Source organism: Sedimentitalea xiamensis (assembly GCF_030164465.1).
Taxonomy (GTDB): domain Bacteria; phylum Pseudomonadota; class Alphaproteobacteria; order Rhodobacterales; family Rhodobacteraceae; genus Sedimentitalea; species Sedimentitalea xiamensis.
Genome location: NZ_JASNJE010000005.1, coordinates 23904 through 41805 on the forward strand (window position 1 = coordinate 23904; position 17902 = coordinate 41805).

Annotated in this window: 14 protein-coding genes; 9 read left to right on the forward strand and 5 right to left on the reverse strand. The window is 62.8% G+C overall.

Annotated features, from left to right (window positions below; genetic code table 11):
- Positions 1 to 117: 117 nt before the first annotated feature.
- Together QO034_RS05600 and QO034_RS05605 are read right to left on the reverse strand one after the other, a co-directional pair.
- Positions 118 to 1098 (reverse strand): VOC family protein, encoded by a 981-nt coding sequence (locus tag QO034_RS05600; protein ID WP_284484522.1) that lies wholly within the window; start codon positions 1096 to 1098, stop codon positions 118 to 120.
- Positions 1099 to 1151: 53 nt separating this feature from the next.
- A complete protein-coding gene (locus QO034_RS05605; RefSeq protein WP_284484523.1) occupies positions 1152 to 1883 on the reverse strand; it encodes a PIG-L deacetylase family protein in 732 nt (243 codons plus the stop codon).
- 276 nt (positions 1884 to 2159) lie between these two features.
- Between QO034_RS05605 and QO034_RS05610 the strand changes: the two genes are divergently transcribed.
- Positions 2160 to 3344 (forward strand): LysR family transcriptional regulator, encoded by a 1185-nt coding sequence (locus QO034_RS05610; protein ID WP_284484524.1) that lies wholly within the window; start codon positions 2160 to 2162, stop codon positions 3342 to 3344.
- A 120-nt stretch (positions 3345 to 3464) separates the two neighbouring features.
- Positions 3465 to 3632, forward strand: a complete 168-nt coding sequence (locus QO034_RS05615; RefSeq protein ID WP_284484525.1) for a hypothetical protein — start codon at positions 3465 to 3467, stop codon at positions 3630 to 3632.
- 86 nt (positions 3633 to 3718) lie between these two features.
- Here the strand turns inward: QO034_RS05615 and QO034_RS05620 are convergent, their stop codons facing one another.
- The 3 genes from QO034_RS05620 to QO034_RS05630 are packed head-to-tail and all read right to left on the reverse strand — an operon-like array spanning position 3719 to position 6819.
- The gene (locus tag QO034_RS05620; protein WP_284484526.1) at positions 3719 to 4786 is read right to left on the reverse strand and encodes a TRAP transporter substrate-binding protein; all 1068 of its coding nucleotides are present in this window, start codon (positions 4784 to 4786) and stop codon (positions 3719 to 3721) included.
- Between the two features lie 21 nt (positions 4787 to 4807).
- A complete protein-coding gene (locus QO034_RS05625) occupies positions 4808 to 6328 on the reverse strand; it encodes a TRAP transporter large permease (protein WP_284484527.1) in 1521 nt (506 codons plus the stop codon).
- Positions 6325 to 6819 (reverse strand): TRAP transporter small permease subunit, encoded by a 495-nt coding sequence (locus tag QO034_RS05630; protein WP_284484528.1) that lies wholly within the window; start codon positions 6817 to 6819, stop codon positions 6325 to 6327. Before QO034_RS05630 ends, QO034_RS05625 begins: the two co-directional genes overlap by 4 nt.
- Before the next feature lie 490 nt (positions 6820 to 7309).
- Between QO034_RS05630 and QO034_RS05635 the strand changes: the two genes are divergently transcribed.
- From QO034_RS05635 to QO034_RS05665, 7 genes are all read left to right on the forward strand, one after another.
- Complete coding sequence (locus QO034_RS05635; protein WP_284484529.1) at positions 7310 to 8038, forward strand: CPBP family glutamic-type intramembrane protease; 729 nt, start codon at positions 7310 to 7312, stop codon at positions 8036 to 8038.
- Complete coding sequence (locus QO034_RS05640) at positions 8031 to 9521, forward strand: radical SAM/SPASM domain-containing protein (RefSeq protein ID WP_284484530.1); 1491 nt, start codon at positions 8031 to 8033, stop codon at positions 9519 to 9521. Before QO034_RS05635 ends, QO034_RS05640 begins: the two co-directional genes overlap by 8 nt.
- Before the next feature lie 96 nt (positions 9522 to 9617).
- Positions 9618 to 12422, forward strand: coding sequence for a hypothetical protein (locus QO034_RS05645; RefSeq protein WP_284484531.1), 2805 nt, complete (start codon positions 9618 to 9620; stop codon positions 12420 to 12422).
- A 281-nt stretch (positions 12423 to 12703) separates the two neighbouring features.
- On the forward strand, positions 12704 to 13180 hold the full coding sequence (locus QO034_RS05650; protein ID WP_284484532.1) for a hypothetical protein: 477 nt from the start codon (positions 12704 to 12706) through the stop codon (positions 13178 to 13180).
- 61 nt (positions 13181 to 13241) lie between these two features.
- Positions 13242 to 14849, forward strand: coding sequence for a hypothetical protein (locus QO034_RS05655; protein WP_284484533.1), 1608 nt, complete (start codon positions 13242 to 13244; stop codon positions 14847 to 14849).
- 31 nt (positions 14850 to 14880) lie between these two features.
- Positions 14881 to 16632, forward strand: coding sequence for a cysteine peptidase family C39 domain-containing protein (locus QO034_RS05660; protein ID WP_284484534.1), 1752 nt, complete (start codon positions 14881 to 14883; stop codon positions 16630 to 16632).
- A gap of 2 nt (positions 16633 to 16634) precedes the next feature.
- Positions 16635 to 17867 (forward strand): hypothetical protein, encoded by a 1233-nt coding sequence (locus QO034_RS05665; protein ID WP_284484535.1) that lies wholly within the window; start codon positions 16635 to 16637, stop codon positions 17865 to 17867.
- Positions 17868 to 17902 lie beyond the last annotated feature (35 nt).

Consider the following 17902-nt stretch of genomic DNA (forward strand, 5'->3'; position numbering starts at 1 on the left):
CCGGCAAAGACCGTCTTCGCGACGCAGACCCCACGGGGCTCCCGCAGGATCGCCCCGCTATCCATTCCTTGCCGGGACAGATCCTGCCGCAGCCTTTCGATCGTCATCCTTTCCGCCTCAGGCCGTGCCGTCGGTCTGCGCCGCCCTGACTGGCGGCGTTCCGTGGGTGTGAAAGCTTTCGATGGTCTTGAGACCCCAGGCCTGGCCTTTCTTGCGGTCGGTCTCGGTCCATTTCACCGGTTCCCAATCCGGGGCCAGGATCAGCCGCGCCCCGGCATTGGCCAGTTCCACGCGGTTCCCCGCCGGTTCCCAGACATAGAGGAAGAATGTGCCCTGGATCGCATGCTTGTGCGGGCCGGTTTCGATATGGACGCCGTTCTGAAGGAAGATATCGGCGGCGCGCAGGATATCCTCGCGCTGGTCGGTGGCATAGGTGACGTGATGCAGGCGGCCGTTGCCGCCGCCGTGTTCTTCGGTGCAGGCCAGATCGTAGCTCTTATTGTTCACGGTGAACCAGCACCCGCCGATCCGTCCGTTGTCGAGTTCGATAAATTCGGTCACGCGGCTGCCAAGGCAGGTTTCCATGAAACGGCCGAATTCGCTCACATTCTCACTGAGCAGGTTAAGATGATCGATCCGGCGCGGCGCGGCTCCGGTAAAGGCGGAGGCGGTGTTTTTCAGCGCCGCTACGTCGCTGCCTTCTGCCTTGTACCGGTTCGTGTCATAGTAGATCTCGAAAACATGTCCGAACGGGTCTTCGAACCGGAAGGCGCGGCCATGGCCCAGGTCGCCTTCGGTCCAGCCGTGGGTCTTGTAACCCGACGCCTCGATCGCCATCACACGACGTTCCAGCGCCTCGGGCGAAGCCGCGCGGTATCCGATATGGCCGACGCCGGTGGTGTCCGCGCGGGTGAGTTTCAGTGAATGGAATTCATAGTCGTCCCAGGCGCGCAGATAGGCGCTGGTCGCGTCGCGGCCCGACAGCGAGAGTCCGTAGACTCGCGTGAAGAAGTCCAGGCTTTCATCGAATTTGTCGGTCAGCATTTCGACATGCCCGAGATGCGCCAGATCGAAGCTGGGGTTTGTGGGCTGGGTCATCGGGTCTCCTCCGTGTTTGGTTGCGCGAGGACCGGCCGTGTCCGGTGCCAGGGTCAGAGTTCATCGACCGTGCGCGGAAAGATCGACTGGAATCCTTCGGCAAATTTGCAGTCGCGCCCGCCGGACTGGCCACCGGAATTGCGCTTGAAATGGTTGGCGCGCTGCTGGGCAACGCGGGTATAGTAATCCCAGAGATGGACCTGGCCGTTCATGTGCTCCATCGCCGCCCGCTTCCTGTCCCAGACCGGCGTGATGTCGAGGAAGGTGTCGGGCTTCCAGCCCATCTGTTCGGTCTGGTGCGGCTCGAAGAGATAGAGCTGCGGCGCACCGAGAACCTTTTCGCCGGGGTTGTGGCCCCAGGCCTGCGCCACCATGCGGCATTCCAGCGCCACCTGCGTCATGTACATATGGTCGGTGTTGTAGGGGTCCCATTGCGAGTGGCTCATCATGAAGGCCGGCTGCACCTTTCGGATGAGATCCACAAGGCGGAACTTGTCCTCCCGGTCCAGGTGCAGGGGATAGTCGCCGAGATCGAAGCATTCCAGATGATGGACGCCGAGCGCTTGCGCTGCCGCCTCCGCCTCTTCGCGGCGGATCGTCTTGACCTCGTCGAGCGACTTGCCTTCCTTCCAGAGCCGGGCGCTTTCGCCGCGTTCGCCGAAGGACAGGCAGGCGACCGTCACCTGGTATCCCTTTTCCGCATGCAGCGCGATCGCGCCGCCGCAGCGCCAGACAAAGTCGGCGGCGTGCGCGGAAATGACAAGAGCGGTCTTTCGTGTGGACATGGGCCGAGCCTCCGGGCCTTCGTGTTGCTCCATGTGTGTCACGCCGCTGGCGGTTCAGACAATTCGGAAGAACGTGCAGCAGGATAAGAATTTGCTATGATGGGCCGGCGGCCGATCCGCGTTTCGCGGTCCGGTCCGGGATGGATTTCGGATGAAAGGACCGGGAATGCGGAGGGCAGGGCGATGCACCGTCGCCGGTTGCCGAACGGCGGCGGCGGATCCCAGGCGGCGCGGCCGCGGCCATGCCGGCTGCCCCGACCGGGCGATTGCCTCGCCATGATCACGCGCAACCTCCGGCACTTTCGCGTTTTTCTGGCGGTTGCCGAACTGGGCACACCGACGGCGGCCGCCCGTCGTTGCCGGGTCTCGCAACCGGCCGTCACGCAGGCGCTGTCGAAACTGGAACGCGAGGCCGGTGGCAGTCTGTTCGACCGCACGCGCCGGGGATTCTTCCTGACGGAGCGCGGCGCGGCGCTCGATGCGCGGCTGAGGCGCGCGATGCACCGGCTCGACTCGGCGCTTGCCGATGTCGCGCCGCGTCTGACGGTCACTGCGACAACCCCGCAGCTACAGGCTTTGATCGCCGTGGCGGAGGCGCAGAATGTCACGTTGGCGGCCCGCAACCTCGGGCTTGCCCAGCCGACCGTGCACCGGGCGATAGCCCGAATGGAACAGGAGGCGGCGGAGGCGTTGTTCGAGCGGACCTCCTTCGGCATGGTCGCCACGCGCGCTTGCCGGCAGATTGCCCAGGCGGCGCGGCTGGCTTTTTCGGAGTTCGAGCAGGCCGAAGCCGATCTTGCCGAATTCGATGGGCGTGAGGTCGGCCGGATCGTGGTCGGATCGCTGCCGCTGTCCCGCTCGGTGGTGCTGCCGGAGGCGCTGGCGCGGTTCCGCATGGAACGGCCGACGCAACGGGTCGTCGTGCTGGACGGTCCCTATGACGACCTTTTGCGCGGGCTCCGGCGCGGCGACATCGACGTCATGTTCGGTGCATTGCGCGATCCATTGCCAATCGATGACGTGGTGCAAGAGCCGTTGTTTCAGGATCGTCTGGCGGTATTGGCGCGACCGGGGCATCCTCTGGCCGGAGCGGGCTTGCTGTCGGTCGAATTGCTGTACCGCCAGTCATGGGTCGTGCCCAGGGTTGGCACGCAGGCCCGCGCACAGTTCGATGCGCTCTTCAAGAAACACGGCTTGCCGCCCCCCGAGAGCATCATCGAATGCGGTTCGATCCTGTTGATGCGCGAGATTCTCGCGCGCACAGATCTGCTTGGATGCATTTCGGGTATGCAGGCCGATGCAGTGATCGAAAATGCCCGGCTCGTTCGTTTGAACACCGGTATCGACTGGCCCGGCCGGCCCATCGGGCTGACGCTTCGGGCCGGCTGGCTGCCGACGCGCGGGCAGGACCTATTGTTGCGAAAGATACGGGACGCAGCGCGGTCGGCAGCTGGCCTGTAGCGCAATCTTATCCGTTTTCGGCGGCGTCGGGTCGGCGCCACTCTGCCGCGATCTGCGACAGATCGCCCGGTCCTTTCGTCGCGAACGCACTCACAAACCCCATTCAAGGGAGGAGACGCCTTGCGTCTGACCAGCTCGATCGCCGCCGCCGCCATCGGCCCGTCCGCCGCCTGGGCCATCGCGGAAGACCTCAGCTTTGCCAATTTCATGCCTCCGGGCCGCCTCCATGTCGAAGACGCGTTCCATCCCTTCGCCGACAAGGTTGCCGAGAAGACCGGGGCGAAGTGACCGTGCGCCTCTGCAACGGCAGCGAACCGGGACCGTTTCCGCTTGGCGGGCCGCCGCGAGACGGCCCGCCAGGGTGTTGCCTGCGATCAGCCCCGTCCGGACAGCATCGGCAGGGTCATGGCCATTGCATAGGACCGGGCGGAGGCCAGGGAGGCGTCATAGCTTTCGCGCACGCGGGCCACGTCGGCGTTCGCCGCTGTCAGTTCGTCCTGAACCGCGCCCCAGGCCGTGCGCGCAGCCGCGGTCACGTCATCCGGGAAGGCCTTGAACTGCACGCCGTCTGCGGCCAGGGAAACCATCGCCTGCGCGTTGAAATAGTCGAACTGGGCATGGTTCTCCAGCGCGCAGGCATAGGCGGCGTTTTCGCAGATCGCCTGAAGATCGGCCGGCAATTCGTCCCAGGCATCCTTGTTGAACACGATGGCCAGCCCGGCGCCGGGTTCGGTCATCGCCGGCATGTAGCATAGCTTGGTGATCTTTTGCAGTCCGAACGCCTGGTCGAGCATCGGGCCGACCCATTCCGCCGCGTCGATCGCGCCCGATTGCAGCGCCTGGAAGATTTCCGGCGGCGGCATCAGGACCGCATTGACGCCGAGTTTGCGGAAGACTTCGCCGCCAAGACCGGCGATGCGCATGTTCAGGCCCTGGAGATCGGCGACGCTGTTGATTTCGGTCTTGAACCAGCCTGCGGACTGGGTGCCGGAGTTGCCGGAATAAAACGGCTTCAGGCCGCGTTGCGCATAGATGTCATCCCAGATTTCCTGACCGCCGCCCCATTTCAGCCAGGCGAACTGTTCGCCTGCCGTCATGCCGAAGGGCACCGCGGTGAACCAGTGCAGGGCAGGGTTCTTGCCTGCGGCATAGTAGGTCGGCCCGTGCCCGACAGGGGCATTCCCGGCCTGCACCGCGTCTTCAACGGCAAAGGGCGGAACCAGTTCGCCGCCGCCGTAGACCGTGAACGACAGGCGGCCGTCGGACATGGCCGCGACCTTATCGGCAAAGGCGGTCACGTTGGTGCCGACGCCCGGCGCGTTCTTGGGAAAGGCCGTGGGCAGGTTCCACTGGATATTTCCCTGCGCGATGGCCGGACTCGCCAGAGGCGCCGCCGCGGCGGTCAGACCGGCGGCGCCGGCGATGAAGGTTCTGCGTTTCATGGGGTCGAATCTCCCTTTGGTTCAACGAAAAATCAGATGGGGCAGCCATGTGGCCAGTCCGGGCACCGCAATCAGGATGCCAAGCGCCGCGAGTTGCAGGATAACGAAGGGAACCACCCCGAGATAGATGTCGGTCGTGGATATATCGCGCGGGGCCGCCGAGCGGAAGTAGAACAGGGCGAAGCCGAAAGGCGGCGTCAGGAAAGAGGTCTGAAGGTTCATGGCAAGAAGCACGCCAAACCAGACCGGAGACAGTTCGGTGCCAAGGATCGGCGGACCCAGCAGCGGAACGACGATGTAGATGATCTCCACCGCTTCGAGCATGAACCCCAGAAGGAAAACCAGCCCCATGACCAGCGCCAGCGCGCCCCAAGTGCCCCCCGGCATCCCGGACATCATCTCCGCGACGATATGATCTCCGCCGAACCCCCGGAACACCAGCGCCAGCAGGGACGCCGCGATGATGATGCCGAACACCATGCCGGAAATGCGAAGGGTTTCCGCCGTGGCCGGACGCAGCACATTGGCCGACCAGAGATGCCAGCCGGCGGTGACGGTGCCCAGTCCGATCAGCACGGCGGCGACGAGCGAGGCCAACCAGACTCCTGCTCCGCCGATCATCGACAGGATAACCAGCGCAAGCGCTGCCGCTCCCCCCGCCAGTATGACGTGATGGGTCCAGCCGCCGCTGTTGCGGTACCCGGCCAGCAGCAAGGCTCCGACCGCGCCCAGGCCGGCGGCTTCGGTGGTTGTCGCAATCCCGGCCAGAATGGAACCGAGCACCGCCAGGATCAGCAGGAGGGGCGGCAGAAAACTGGCGATCACTTCCTTCGCCGTGACATCGGATGGTGTCCGGGGCGGGCGAATGGCAGGCGGTCGCAGGGCGATCAGGATGAACAGCGCGTAGAGCGACACGAGCAGCAGGCCCGGCAGAAGGGCTCCGGCGAAAAGGTCGCCCACGGACACCGGGTCGGGTGCGAAATTCCCGGCCTTTTGCTGGGCTTCGAGATAGGCGTTGCCGATCTGGTCGCCCAGCAGCACCAGCAGGATTGACGGCGGTATGATCTGACCGAGGGTTCCCGATGCGCAGATGATCCCGCTGGCCAGGCGTTTTGACACGCCGGCCGCCCGCATCGCGGGCAGGCTGATCAGGACTAGCATGACCACGGTCGCCCCGATGATGCCGGTCGAGGCGGCGATGATCGTGGAAAACGCCAGGACCGACAGGGCCATGCCGCGCGGCGACCCGCCGAGCATGCGGGCCAGCACCGTCAGCATGTCCTCGGCCAGTCGGGATTTTTCCAGCAGGACGCCCATGAATACGAAAAGCGGCACCGCCATCAGAAGCGGGTTCGACATGACGCCGAACACCCGCGCGGAGAAAAACTTGAGAAAGCCAAGGTCGAAGGCGCCAACCAGGCTGCCGATGACCGCGACGACCAGCGGAACCCCGGCAATGGCCAGCATGGCGGGAATCCCGCTGAGGATGCCCATGAACAGGCTGACGAGCATCAGGAAAAGAAACAGTTCCTGAACGATCATGACTCCAGGGTCCGATCGCGCAGCGCCGCCGCGATGCCTTGCAGGGTCGTCAGGACCGCCGCGACGGGCAGCATGGTCTTGACCAGGTAGACCCCGCCGAGTCCGCCGGTTTCGACAGCGCCTTCGCGGATCGACCAGCTATAGGCGAGATCGGGAAGAAAGGCCCAGGCCAGCAAGCCGAATACCGGGATCAGGAAAAGCAGCAGCGCAACCAGGTCCGCGCGATGCCGGTAACCGGGAGAAAGCCGTTCGGACAGGACTTCGACCCGCACATGCCCGTCGCGGGCGAGCGTATAGGGCACCGCCATGACAAGCAGGACGGCAAAGGCATAGCCGGCCAGATTCTGCAATTCGATCCGCCCGGCATCGAACCCGAGGCGCGCGACGACGGTGCCCAGAACGGACAGGATCAGAATTCCGCAAGCCAGGCCGCAGACGAACGCTGTCAGGCGATCCAGCCGCGCGCAAAAGCCGAGATAGAGGGTCCTCATCCAAAGTCCTTTCCCTGGAAGCCGGACAATGCCAAATCCCCATGTCCACCGCCAGAGGAACCGCCATACCGCGCCCGCGTCAAGTCGTCCCCTGCGAGGATTTCCCCGATGCGCTGGTCTGCCGGTTCGGACTCGGTGCGCCAGCCCGATCATCGGGAGGGAACCTTCGCGTCCTCGCGGGATCCCCGGCGATTGGCCAGGAAAACCGGAGTCAAAGCGCCGGGACAACCCGCTGAACCGGAAGGGTTAACAAAAATGTGGCCGGGTCGCTCCGGCGGGCCTGCAGTGCGGGGGGCATTCCGCTGTATCCGGGATAATCGCATGTTGTCAGCGCCCTAGCGAGCTTCGCCACGGCAGCGAGAAGCTGGGATAGGGGCGGCGGCAACAGGCCGGCGCTGACGCTAGGTCAATTAATCCTTTACGAATCATGACCCCGGACGGCATCTTTTATCTATATTTTTTCAAGTATCCTGTTTTTTAGGGGAATATTTTGCAGGTCGCGCTCGCCATAACGTTCTTTGCGCTGGTCGCATTTTCCGAGACGTTGAGGCACGGAGTATTCGGGCTTTCTCCTTCCGACATGTCCAGAGCGATCTATGGCGCCCTCGGGCTGGGCGCGGTTCTGATTTTGCGCGGCGACCTCGTTTCCTGTCTTTTTCGGTCCGGCTCCGCGCTCTACGGCCGGGAACAATACAGCTGGTCATGGTCGCGGACGGCCCTGGGTCTTTTTCTCAGCCCGCTACTGTGGGTGATACCCGTCGTCTACGGGTTCGCCTGGACGCAGATCAATGTCGATAGCGGGCTGACGATGTCGGTTCTGGAGGCGGCGTTGATCCAGACGCTGCTGGTCGGGCTCGCCGAGGGGCTGTTCTTTCGCGAGGCGGTCATCAAGGCCTTCGGTGAAAGCCGTGGCCAGGTCTATGTGATCTCGGCATTGTCGGTGTTCGTTTTTTCGCTGCCGGCTGGCGTGCCCTTTGCCATGATGGCGACCGGTGCGGCGCTGTATTTCCTGACGTTGCGCCTGATCGGTACCAATATCGCAGTCGTCGCGATCATTCACGGGGCGACGATCGTCATGTTCTCCCGGATCCTGTCGCTGGCGCTGACGGATGGCGAGATCTGGTCATATGCGGCTTATTTCCTGGCGGCATCCGCAGCGCTGTCCGGGCTGATCCATTACCTGTTCGCAACCCGACGGAGGGAACCGGCCTATGCCTGACGGACGATTTCAGAACGAATATTTTCAGGGGTCGACGACCTGGATCAAGCCGTCACGCTACACGATCCTGATTCCGCTGAACGGGAACCGCCATCTGGCCTACAACACCATGTCGCAGTCTTTTTCGATCTGGGACGCAGAGGATTTCGCCCTGTGGCAAGACCTCGGCGCGGCCGGGTCGATGCCGTTCGCGGCCCGGTATCGGGGCTTCGTGCAGGGCGGATACGTTCTGAACGCGGATGCCGATGAACTGGATGTTCTGCGCAGCCGGTATGACGGCCTGCGCAACAACGACAGCCACATGATGCTGACCATCGCGCCGACCCTGTCCTGCAACTTTGGCTGCCATTACTGTTTTCAGGGTCTGGACAAGCCGCTGACCAAGATGACTCCCAAGGTGCGCGCCCGGACCAAGGCCTTCGTTCTGGACCGGCTCAAGGGCAAAAAGAGCTTTCATTTGACCTGGTATGGCGGCGAACCTCTGATGGATCAGGACGCGATCTGGGACATTTCGGCCGAGGCGATCGCCTATTGCGACGCTCATGGCATCAAATACACCTCGATGATGATCTCGAACGGCTACAAGATGACGGTTCCGGTGGCCGAAAAGCTGGCCAAGGCGCGGGTGGCGCGGGTGCAGATCACAATCGATGGCGACCAGACGGCGCATGACGGGCGCCGCCATCTGACCAGCGGACGCGGTACGTTCCAGAAAATTATGGACAACATCAAGGCGGTGACGGCCCGCAAGCTGCTGAAGGTTTCGGTGCGCGTCAACATCGACGGGCAGAACGAATCCGAAGCCCGCGCGCTGCTGGATATCCTGCAGGCGAACGGGCTCGGGATCAGGACCGGCGTATCAGTCTATTTCGCACCGGTGGAAAGCGTCGCCGAAAACGCCGGCGGTTGTGGCAACTGCCTGTCCAAAACGGATTATGGCGAAGTCGAAAGCCGGCTTCAGGAACTGGCGTTTGAAAAGGGGCTGATGGCGCTGCCAAAAGTGCCCCGCTTCCTGGGGCTGTGCACGGCGGTCAAGCCCAACAGCTATGTTGTGGTCCCCAATGGCGACCTTCACAAATGCTGGGACACGGTAATGGATTCCAGCCTACGCGTCGGCAGCGTTATGGGTAATACTCGCAGGAAAGATGCTGGAACCGAAGCGATGTGGAACGATTGGTCCCCCTTTGAGAACGACGTCTGCGGCAGCTGCCAGTTGCTGCCCGCCTGCGGTGGGGCCTGCGCATTCAAATTTGTACATAACGACTACGCCTCGGGAGAGTCAGGCAAGCTGCCTTGCCCGAGTTTGAAATTTAACATGGCCGAGCAACTGTTTCTCCGCGCGAAAGCGCGGGGGTTCGTCACGGATGACGACTGGGATCAGAAAAACAGTCCAACGGTCAACGAGGGTGGAATGCTGACAGGGAACCGGCACACGCTGGATTCCGTGGGGGCCGTCCACCACGCGCTGCGGGAGAACGCCTGAAGCGCTCATTAAAAAACAAGCGCTGGACCAATTTCGGTCTGGTCGACAGGGAACGACCGTTTGGTTGTTTCGTTTATTGATATTGGAGAATACGCCATGACACTTCTTTCCATCCTGCGTTCGACAGTTTTGGCCCAGAGCGGCTCGGACTCTCTCGAAACCGAAATCCAGGAACTGACACCAGCAGAGGCCGCCGCGATCATTGGCGGCATGCCGACCCCGGACCCCGAACAAAGCGAAAACTCGGGTGACGAGGGCGACGAAGCCAACGAAGGCAACGAAGACGACGAAGGCGACGAAGGCGACGAAGCCGACGAAAACGACGAAGGCGACGAAGGCAACGAAAACGACGAAGGCGACGAGAACGACGAAGGCGACGAAGGCGACGAGATCAACGAGGGCAACGAGGACGACGAAGGCAACGAAGACGACGAGGGCAACGAAAACAACGAAGGCAACGAAGGCGTCGAGGGCGACGAAGGCAACGAGAATGACGAGGGCAACGAGAACAACGAAGGCGACGAGGGCGACGAGAACGACGAAGGCAACGAAGGTGACGAGGGCATAAACCTCGGCATCGAAGGCGATGAAGGCGACGAGGGCGACGAGGGCGACGAGAACAACGAAGGCGACGAAGGCAACGAGGACGACGAAGGCGACGAGTTCGACGAAGGCAACGAAGGCGACGAGAACAACGAAAACGACGAAGGCGACGAAAACAACGAAGGCAACGAAGGCAACGAAGTCGGCGACGAGGGCGACGAAAATAACGAAGGCGATGAAGGCAACGAGAACGACGAGGGCGACGAAAACAACGAAGGCAACGAGGGCGTCGAAGGTGACGAAGGCGACGAGAACAACGAGGGCAACGAGAATAACGAGGGGGATGAAGGCGACGAAACCACCTCGGAAGACCCGGACCTCGTGGGTGCCAACGAAGGCGACGAGGGCAACGAAAACGACGAGGGCAACGAAAACGACGAGGGCGACGAGGGCGACGAGAACGATGAAGGCAACGAAGGCAATGAGGGCATAAACCTCGGCATCGAGGGCGACGAAGGAGACGAGAGCGACGAAGGCGACGAAGGCAACGAAAACGACGAAGGCAACGAAAACAACGAAGGCGACGAAGGCAACGAAAACAACGAATGGAACGAAGGCAACGAGTCGGGCGACGAGTTCGACGAGGGCAACGAGGACAACGAAAATAACGAAAACGACGAAGGCGACGAAGGTAACGAAAACGACGAAAACAACGAGGACGACGAAGGCGACGAAGGCGACGAAGGCAACGAAGGCGACGAGCTTGACGACGGTAACGAAGGCAACGAAGGCGACGAGAACAACGAAGGCGATGAAGGCAACGAGGACAACGAAGGCGACGAAAACAACGAAGGCGACGAAGGCAACGAAGGCAACGAAACCTTCCCCAATTTCGGGATAGAGGGCGACGAAGGTAACGAGGACAACGAAGGCGACGAAGGCAACGAAAACGACGAAGGCAACGAAAACGACGAAGGCGACGAAGGCAACGAAGGCGACGAAGGCGGCAACGAAAACGACGAGGGCGACGAAGGCAACGAAGGCGACGAGAACAACGAAGACAATGAGAACAACGAAGGCGATGAAGGCGACGAGAACGACGAGTTCAATGAAGGAAACGAAGACAACGAAGGCGACGAAGCCGACGAAGGCGACGAAGGCAACGAAGGCGACGAAGGCGTAGAGGGCGACGAAGGCAACGAGAACAACGAAGGCGACGAAGGCAACGAGTTCGACGAAGGCGACGAAGGCGACGAAACCAACGAGGAAGATGTCAACAACGAAGGCGACGAAGGCAACGAAGGCGACGAGAACGACGAAGGCAACGAAAGCGACGAGGGCGACGAAGGCGACGAAGGTGATGAAGCCAACGAAAACGACGAAGGCGACGAAGGTGACGAAGGCGACGAAGCCGACGAGAACAACGAAGGCGACGAAGGCGACGAGGACGATTCGCCCAATGACGAGGGCGACGAGGGCAATGAAGGCGACGAGCCTGGCCTGGATGAAGGCGACGAAGGCAACGAGGTCACGCCCGACGACGAGGGCAACGAAAACAACGAAGGCAACGAAGGCGACGAAGGTAACGAAACCGGCGTCGATGAAGGCAACGAGGGCGACGAAGGCAACGAGGGCGACGAAGGTGATGAAGCCGGGCTCGACGAAGGTAACGAAGGCAACGAAGGCAACGAAGGCGACGAAGGTAACGAAGCCGGGCTCGACGAAGGTAACGAAGGCAACGAAGGCAACGAAGGCGACGAAGGCAACGAAGCCGGTCTCGACGAAGGCAACGAAGGCAACGAAGACGGCAACCCGGACGACGAAGGCAACGAAGGCAACGAAGGCAACGAAGGCGACGAAGGAATCGGGCGCGGAGAGGACGAAGGCAACGAAGGCAACGAGGGCGACGAGGGCGATGAAGGCGACGAAGCCGGCCTCGACGAAGGCAACGAAGGCAACGAAGGCAACGAGGGCGACGAGGGCGATGAAGCCGGCCTCGACGAAGGCAACGAAGGCAACGAGGGCAACGAAGGCAATGAAGGTGATGAAGCCGGCCTCGACGAAGGCAACGAAGGCAACGAAAACACGCCGAACGACGAAGGCGACGAAGGCAACGAAGGCGATGAGCCGGGCCTTGACGAAGGCGACGAAGGTAACGAGGGCAACGAACTCGTGGCGCCTGCGGGGGCCGGGTTTGCCTGCGGCGCGGATGGCGGTGCCGACGAATACGGTGCCGACGATGCCTGCGGTGCGGATGCCTGCGCGATCGATGCGGGCGGCGCCGGCGGAGGCGACGATGTCGACGATGTCCTGGGTGCCGATCTTGCCGGCGGCCTCGATATCGATCCGGGCGTCTGATCGACCGGAATAGGAAGGTGCGCGGGACCATGACAATCACGATGTCAGCCATGGTCCCGCGCTGCGCGACCCAAGCAGGATCCGCTTTCCAGGGTTGGACGAACCCGGACGGGCGGACGTGGCCGAACCTGCCTGAACGGCAATCCCGGCCCGCGATGCAGGACCGTTCCCGGCCCTGCATTTTTCTTTTTTCCGGGAACAGCCCGCGGCCCGATCACGCAATGCCAGCCGCGCGCGGACCCCGCCTTTGAACCGGGACGACAGACAGGACACCCACCGGAATGCAATTCATCGACCAATCCCCGGCCTATGCGGTCAAATCGATGTCTTTGGACAAGGCGATCGGATCCGGCAGGGCCCGGACGTCGGTCGCTCCGGGCGGGGCGCGGGCATTGTCCTGCTTTCGACCGGAGTTGAAGGCCGCGACTGCGTTCGACAGGGAAATCAACGACCGGCTGGATTTCAACGCCTTGCCGACACCCGAAAAGCTGGACCTGCTGATCGACGATCTTCTGCCCCGGTTCTTTCAGGCGGACAAACTGGCGCAGTCCGGGCGGGACAGATGGCTCGTTTCCTTCCTGATCGACGGTCGATACGAACGTAATCTGCTCATCGACGCCGGCGGCGTGCATCGCGTGACGGACCCGGACATGCCGGCGGATATCTCGCTGGAAACGGACATCATGACCCTCATGGCCATCCTGAGGTCGGTAATCGCCGATGTGCATCTGAAGAAACTTGATCCGGGCAAGCTGTGATGCGGTATACTCGCCGTCTGAATGCCTTGTCCCGCGAACCAGAGACGCAAGGGAGAACGCGATGAAACTGTTTTCCGTCTCGGTCGGCCTGTTGCTGGCCGCGCTGGCGATCTTCTATGTGCCCGTGTCCTTTTCGGTGGACGGGTTCGGGCTCGTGGTCAATCCCGGCGGCGTGCGCACGATCCGGGCGGCGGATGCGGGCGTCGTGCAGCATTTCCCGTCCGAAGGGGGACGGTTCCGGCCCGGTCAGATCGTCACCACGGTGACGGACAGAAGTGCCGTCGCCGAGAACGCGTCGCTTCTGGGAACCATGCAGCGAGAACTGGCCAAGATCGAAAGCGATCATCTGGAAAGCACGTCGAAATTGCATGTGGACCTGGAACGGGACCGGGCAAAGCGCATGGCCACCGCCGAACGGCTGGCGGCACGCACGCGCCTGCAACAGGAAACCGCGGACGTCCTGGCCGCCTTGCAGGATTTCAACGCCGACAGTGAATCCGATATCGTTGCCTTGAATGCCGAACGCCTGTCCCAACTGGCCCGGCTGGAAGAACTGGTGAAACGGTCCGGCGAAGTCTCGGCCCTTCCGGCGCAGAAACTGGCCACCACGCTGGAGGATATCCAGGACCAGCGCCTGTCCGTGATCACCAGCCGCAGCACGCGGTTTTCGTCGGACAAGATGGTTCTGGACATGGTCAAGACGCTGAATGATCTGACTTATGACAACTCCATCGATACGGCCGAAGTCGACATCCTGACCGAGCGGCTCGATAATCTGACGATGCAGATGCGCGAACTGGAAGTGTTGCGCCAGACCACCCGGGACGAGGCCGAGGCGCGCTATCTGGCCAAGACGGTCCTGCCGCAGGTCGCCGTCTCCGACGGGTTTTCCGTCGACATGCGCACGATGCAGGCCAGCCGGGCCGATGTCGCAAAGGACGATGCCCTGCGCCTGTTGGCCAGCGGCAAACCCATGGCCGGCCTGTCGATCCTGATCTACGGCGCGGTGGAAACCGGTTCGGTGGTCCTGCGCAGTGCAGGGGAAGACGTCACGCTGGCGCTGCCACCGGACCCGGATGCGCTGCGGTCGGCCTTGTCCGCGCAGGGACTGGAGATCGGAGAGATCCATATCGACGAACAGATGGCGGGATCGATGGATATCGTTTCCGTCTTCGTGGAATTCCTGTCGCCACCGCAAGACCGCCTCATCGTGCTCTCGACCAGCGCCCGTAGCCCGGAAGACCTGCCGGTGCTCGTGACCGCCGGGCTCGCCCTGGCCAGCGGGCAACCGGTCGCGGAACCTGAACCGGAAACCCACGAGATCGTCGGATTTCTCGAAAACCGCCACGCGGTCGTCCTGAGACCGGGACAGGCGGTGCGCGGGTCGATCAGCGACACCCGGACCGGATCCGAGATCGTTTTCGACGCGCAGTTGCTCGACCGCGATTTTTCCACCGTGGATACGAAGGAACTGGGTATCCGGCTCGGCAACGCTTCCCTGGCCGACAAGATCATCAAGCGCGGAGTGCTGTCGCAAGTGGTCGTCGGTGTCAGCCCGTCCTCGGCCGACCGGATCGAACACCTGCCCGGTGCCGTGGTGCACCTGACATTCCCGCTGGCACGCCAATCCCTGTTCAGCTTCCTGTTGGCCCGAAATGATTCGATCTAGTCTCTTCTGGCTCGCGTCCCTCTGGACGCTGTTGACGAGGTCGCGCCGGTTCGTGATGCAGACCTCGCGGACGGATTGCGGCGTGGCCAGCGCCCTGACGGTCCTGAACCTGATGTCGCGCCCCGCCAACCCGGTCGATGCGGTGGACTGGCTGGACCCGGACCGCACCGGAACCAGCCTTGACAGGCTGCGCCGATATTTCGAGGAAGAGCAGGGGCTTGCGGCGCGATCCTTGTCCGTTCCCGCCAGTCGGGTGACAGAGATCTCCGGCCAGGTCATCCTGCACATGGCGCAGCAACATTATGTCGTGCTGCTTCAGGCCGGCGATGGCGGCGTCCTGGTGTTCGATCCCTCCGTCGGGCCGGTGTTTTACCCGGCCGCGGATTTCGCGAGCCTCTATTCCGGCTACCTGCTTCAGATCGAACCGGCGCGGGTGGCTCGGTCCCGCGCCATTGCCGTGCCCGGTCCGCCGGGCGGGACAGATGCAATGGGGCCGGAGACGGCGTCGCTGTTCATCATCGGTTTCGCCACCCGGCTCCTGGAATGCGCCATCCTGCTGTGCCTTGTGGCCGTTCTCTACCTGGTTCTCAACCATTCCAGCTTTCCGTCGCTGCTGTTGGCGTTCGGATTGATCGTCCTGTGCGGCGGCCTGATCCTGGTCGCGCATCAGGTTCGGTTCGACGGCGAAGACGCGTGGATCAGGCGCCGGCAATCCCGTTTGTGGCGCGGCTTTCTGCGCACCTTGATGCGCGGCCGCGACATCAGCGGGTTCCGTGGCGGAAACGAGCTCAACGTGTCGGGGTCGGTGCGCAAGGGACTCAGCTTTTCTATCCCGCGACGGTCGCAAGTTCCTGCCGCCCTCGGAGCGGTTTTTGCGGTTCCGGCGCTCCTGACGTTCCTCAGCCCGGTCGTCGCGCTGATCCATCTGGTGCTGTATGCGGTCGTCCTGATGGTCGTGCAACTGGATGCGGTTCAGGTCTGTCGCCGGTCCGTGCGCCCCGGCATCGGGCGCTACAGCAAGCTGACCCTGGGCCACGACCTGCTGAACGCGGTGTCGGCGCCCGACCTTGTCGGAGAACTGGCAAAATGGGCGGTCATCGGCTTTGCGGGGTTCAGCGTTCTGTTCGGCGCCCTGCCTCCGGTGGCGCTGATGTTCTGGATTCTGGCCGCAATGCAGATCATTCCGACCGATTTCCGGCGAGTGATGACCCTGGCGCCGGGGCTGGCGGCGCGGCAGGCGGTGTCGGAACTGACCGCCAGCGAGGTGCCGTTGCGGCCACAGCGCGTGATCGGACCCGTCGATCTGACGGTGCGCCACGAACGGGGCCTGACCCTGATCGACGGGATCGCCCCGCTGACGCAGTCGCTGCAGCAATCGGACCTGACGGTGCGCGAACAGCGGCTGATCATGGCGGATGTGGTGCGCCACACCCTGAAGAACCTGCCGGCCCAGGACCAGGTTCCGGAGATCGGTCCGATCCGGATCTTCGGTCCGGGCCAGAATGCGTCACGGGCCGATTTTGAGCACTTGATGATCGCGCGGGAAACCGCTTCGGGCCAAACCCTGCCGGTCCGGTCCGACATCCGCGCGGTCCTGGATCGCAGTGCCGAGGATCTCGTCCTGCGCGACCTGCACAGTTGCGAGGCCGGCGATTTTCCGGTGTTCTGGGATTTCCGGGAACGGCTGGCCGTCAAGGATCTTCAGGATCGCCTGCAGGATCTTGGCATGGCGCGGGCCGGTCATCTGACCATGAAACGTCTCATCGTCGTGGAGGCCGCCTGATCATGCCCTTCGCCTATCCGATCCTTGGGGACATCTGGCCCTTCGCCGAAGCCGCGGCGCCGCCGGAACTGGCGTCCCAGCCGGTGGATGTGTTCTTCGGCAATCCCGGCAACAGCAGCGTCACGGCGGCGCAATGGACACTCGTAACCGATCCGGCGTCGGCGCCGCGGGCGGGCTATACGTTGCGGCTGACGCGCAGCGACGGGCAGGGCGCGCTGGCGCGCTGGAATGCCGCATCCGGCACCTGGGAAACCACCAGCCGGTTTCCCGTACCCGATCAGGACCGGGCCTGTTCCATCATCGAATTGAAAGGCATCCTGCTGGGCAACGTGTCCTCCACCGCCGCACTGTCTGATCGGCTCGCCGGATTGTTGCACGAAGACCGCCGCCAGATGAAGATGTACCGGCTCCTGGCAAAGGTCTTTTCCGTTCTGTCGATCATCGTGCTTTTCTTTTCGGTCCGCTCGGGCGTGGAAACCAAGGCCGTGGAACCCTTCGCGCTGATCTTTGCGATTGCCTTCGGGATCGGGCTGGTCGCCGTCGGGCTCCGGACCCGGTGCAAGACGCTGAGCGAGGAAGGAATGATCCGGGTGCGCGAACAGTTCCAGTTCGAATACCGCGCGGCGGATCACGCGCCGCTGACCGTCAACAATCTGGTGGGCATCCTCAAGGAGGACGACCGCAACCGCGAGGAAGAAGCCGTGATCTTCGGCTTTCTTCTGCTCCTGTGTTTCGTGTATTTCATCTCGCCCCTGGTGGTGGTCGGGGTGATCGTGGCCCTGGTCATCGTCACGCTGATGATGGGCGATCGGGGCATGCTCCGGGTCCTGGGAGTTGCGTTCGACCGTTCCGAAACCCGCCTGGAACAGTCGTTCCTGTCGTTCCGGGCGTCGAATGACGCGCTTGCGCCGCCCGCATTGCGAATGGCCAAGAAGGAAGTGCTGCGCGACAGGATTCGCCGCTATGGAGACCTGCAGGCAAAGGTGCGTGAAACCCAATCCAGGTTCCGACTGACGCAGGACATCGGCATGGGCGTCGCCTTCATGATCATATTCTCGTCCTACGCCTTTCCGATCGCCGCCGGCTTCCAGAAACTGTCGATCAGCGTATCGGATTCGCTTGTCTCGACATCGCTATTCTCGGTGGCGCCGGTGGTGGTTCTTCTCAGTATCTCGAAATCCACCGTCGCATTGGCCCAGATCGCGAACCGGAGACTCGCCGCGCTGTCGCGGTGAGGCGCAAAGGCCGCGTTGCCCGCGCGCAAAGGACA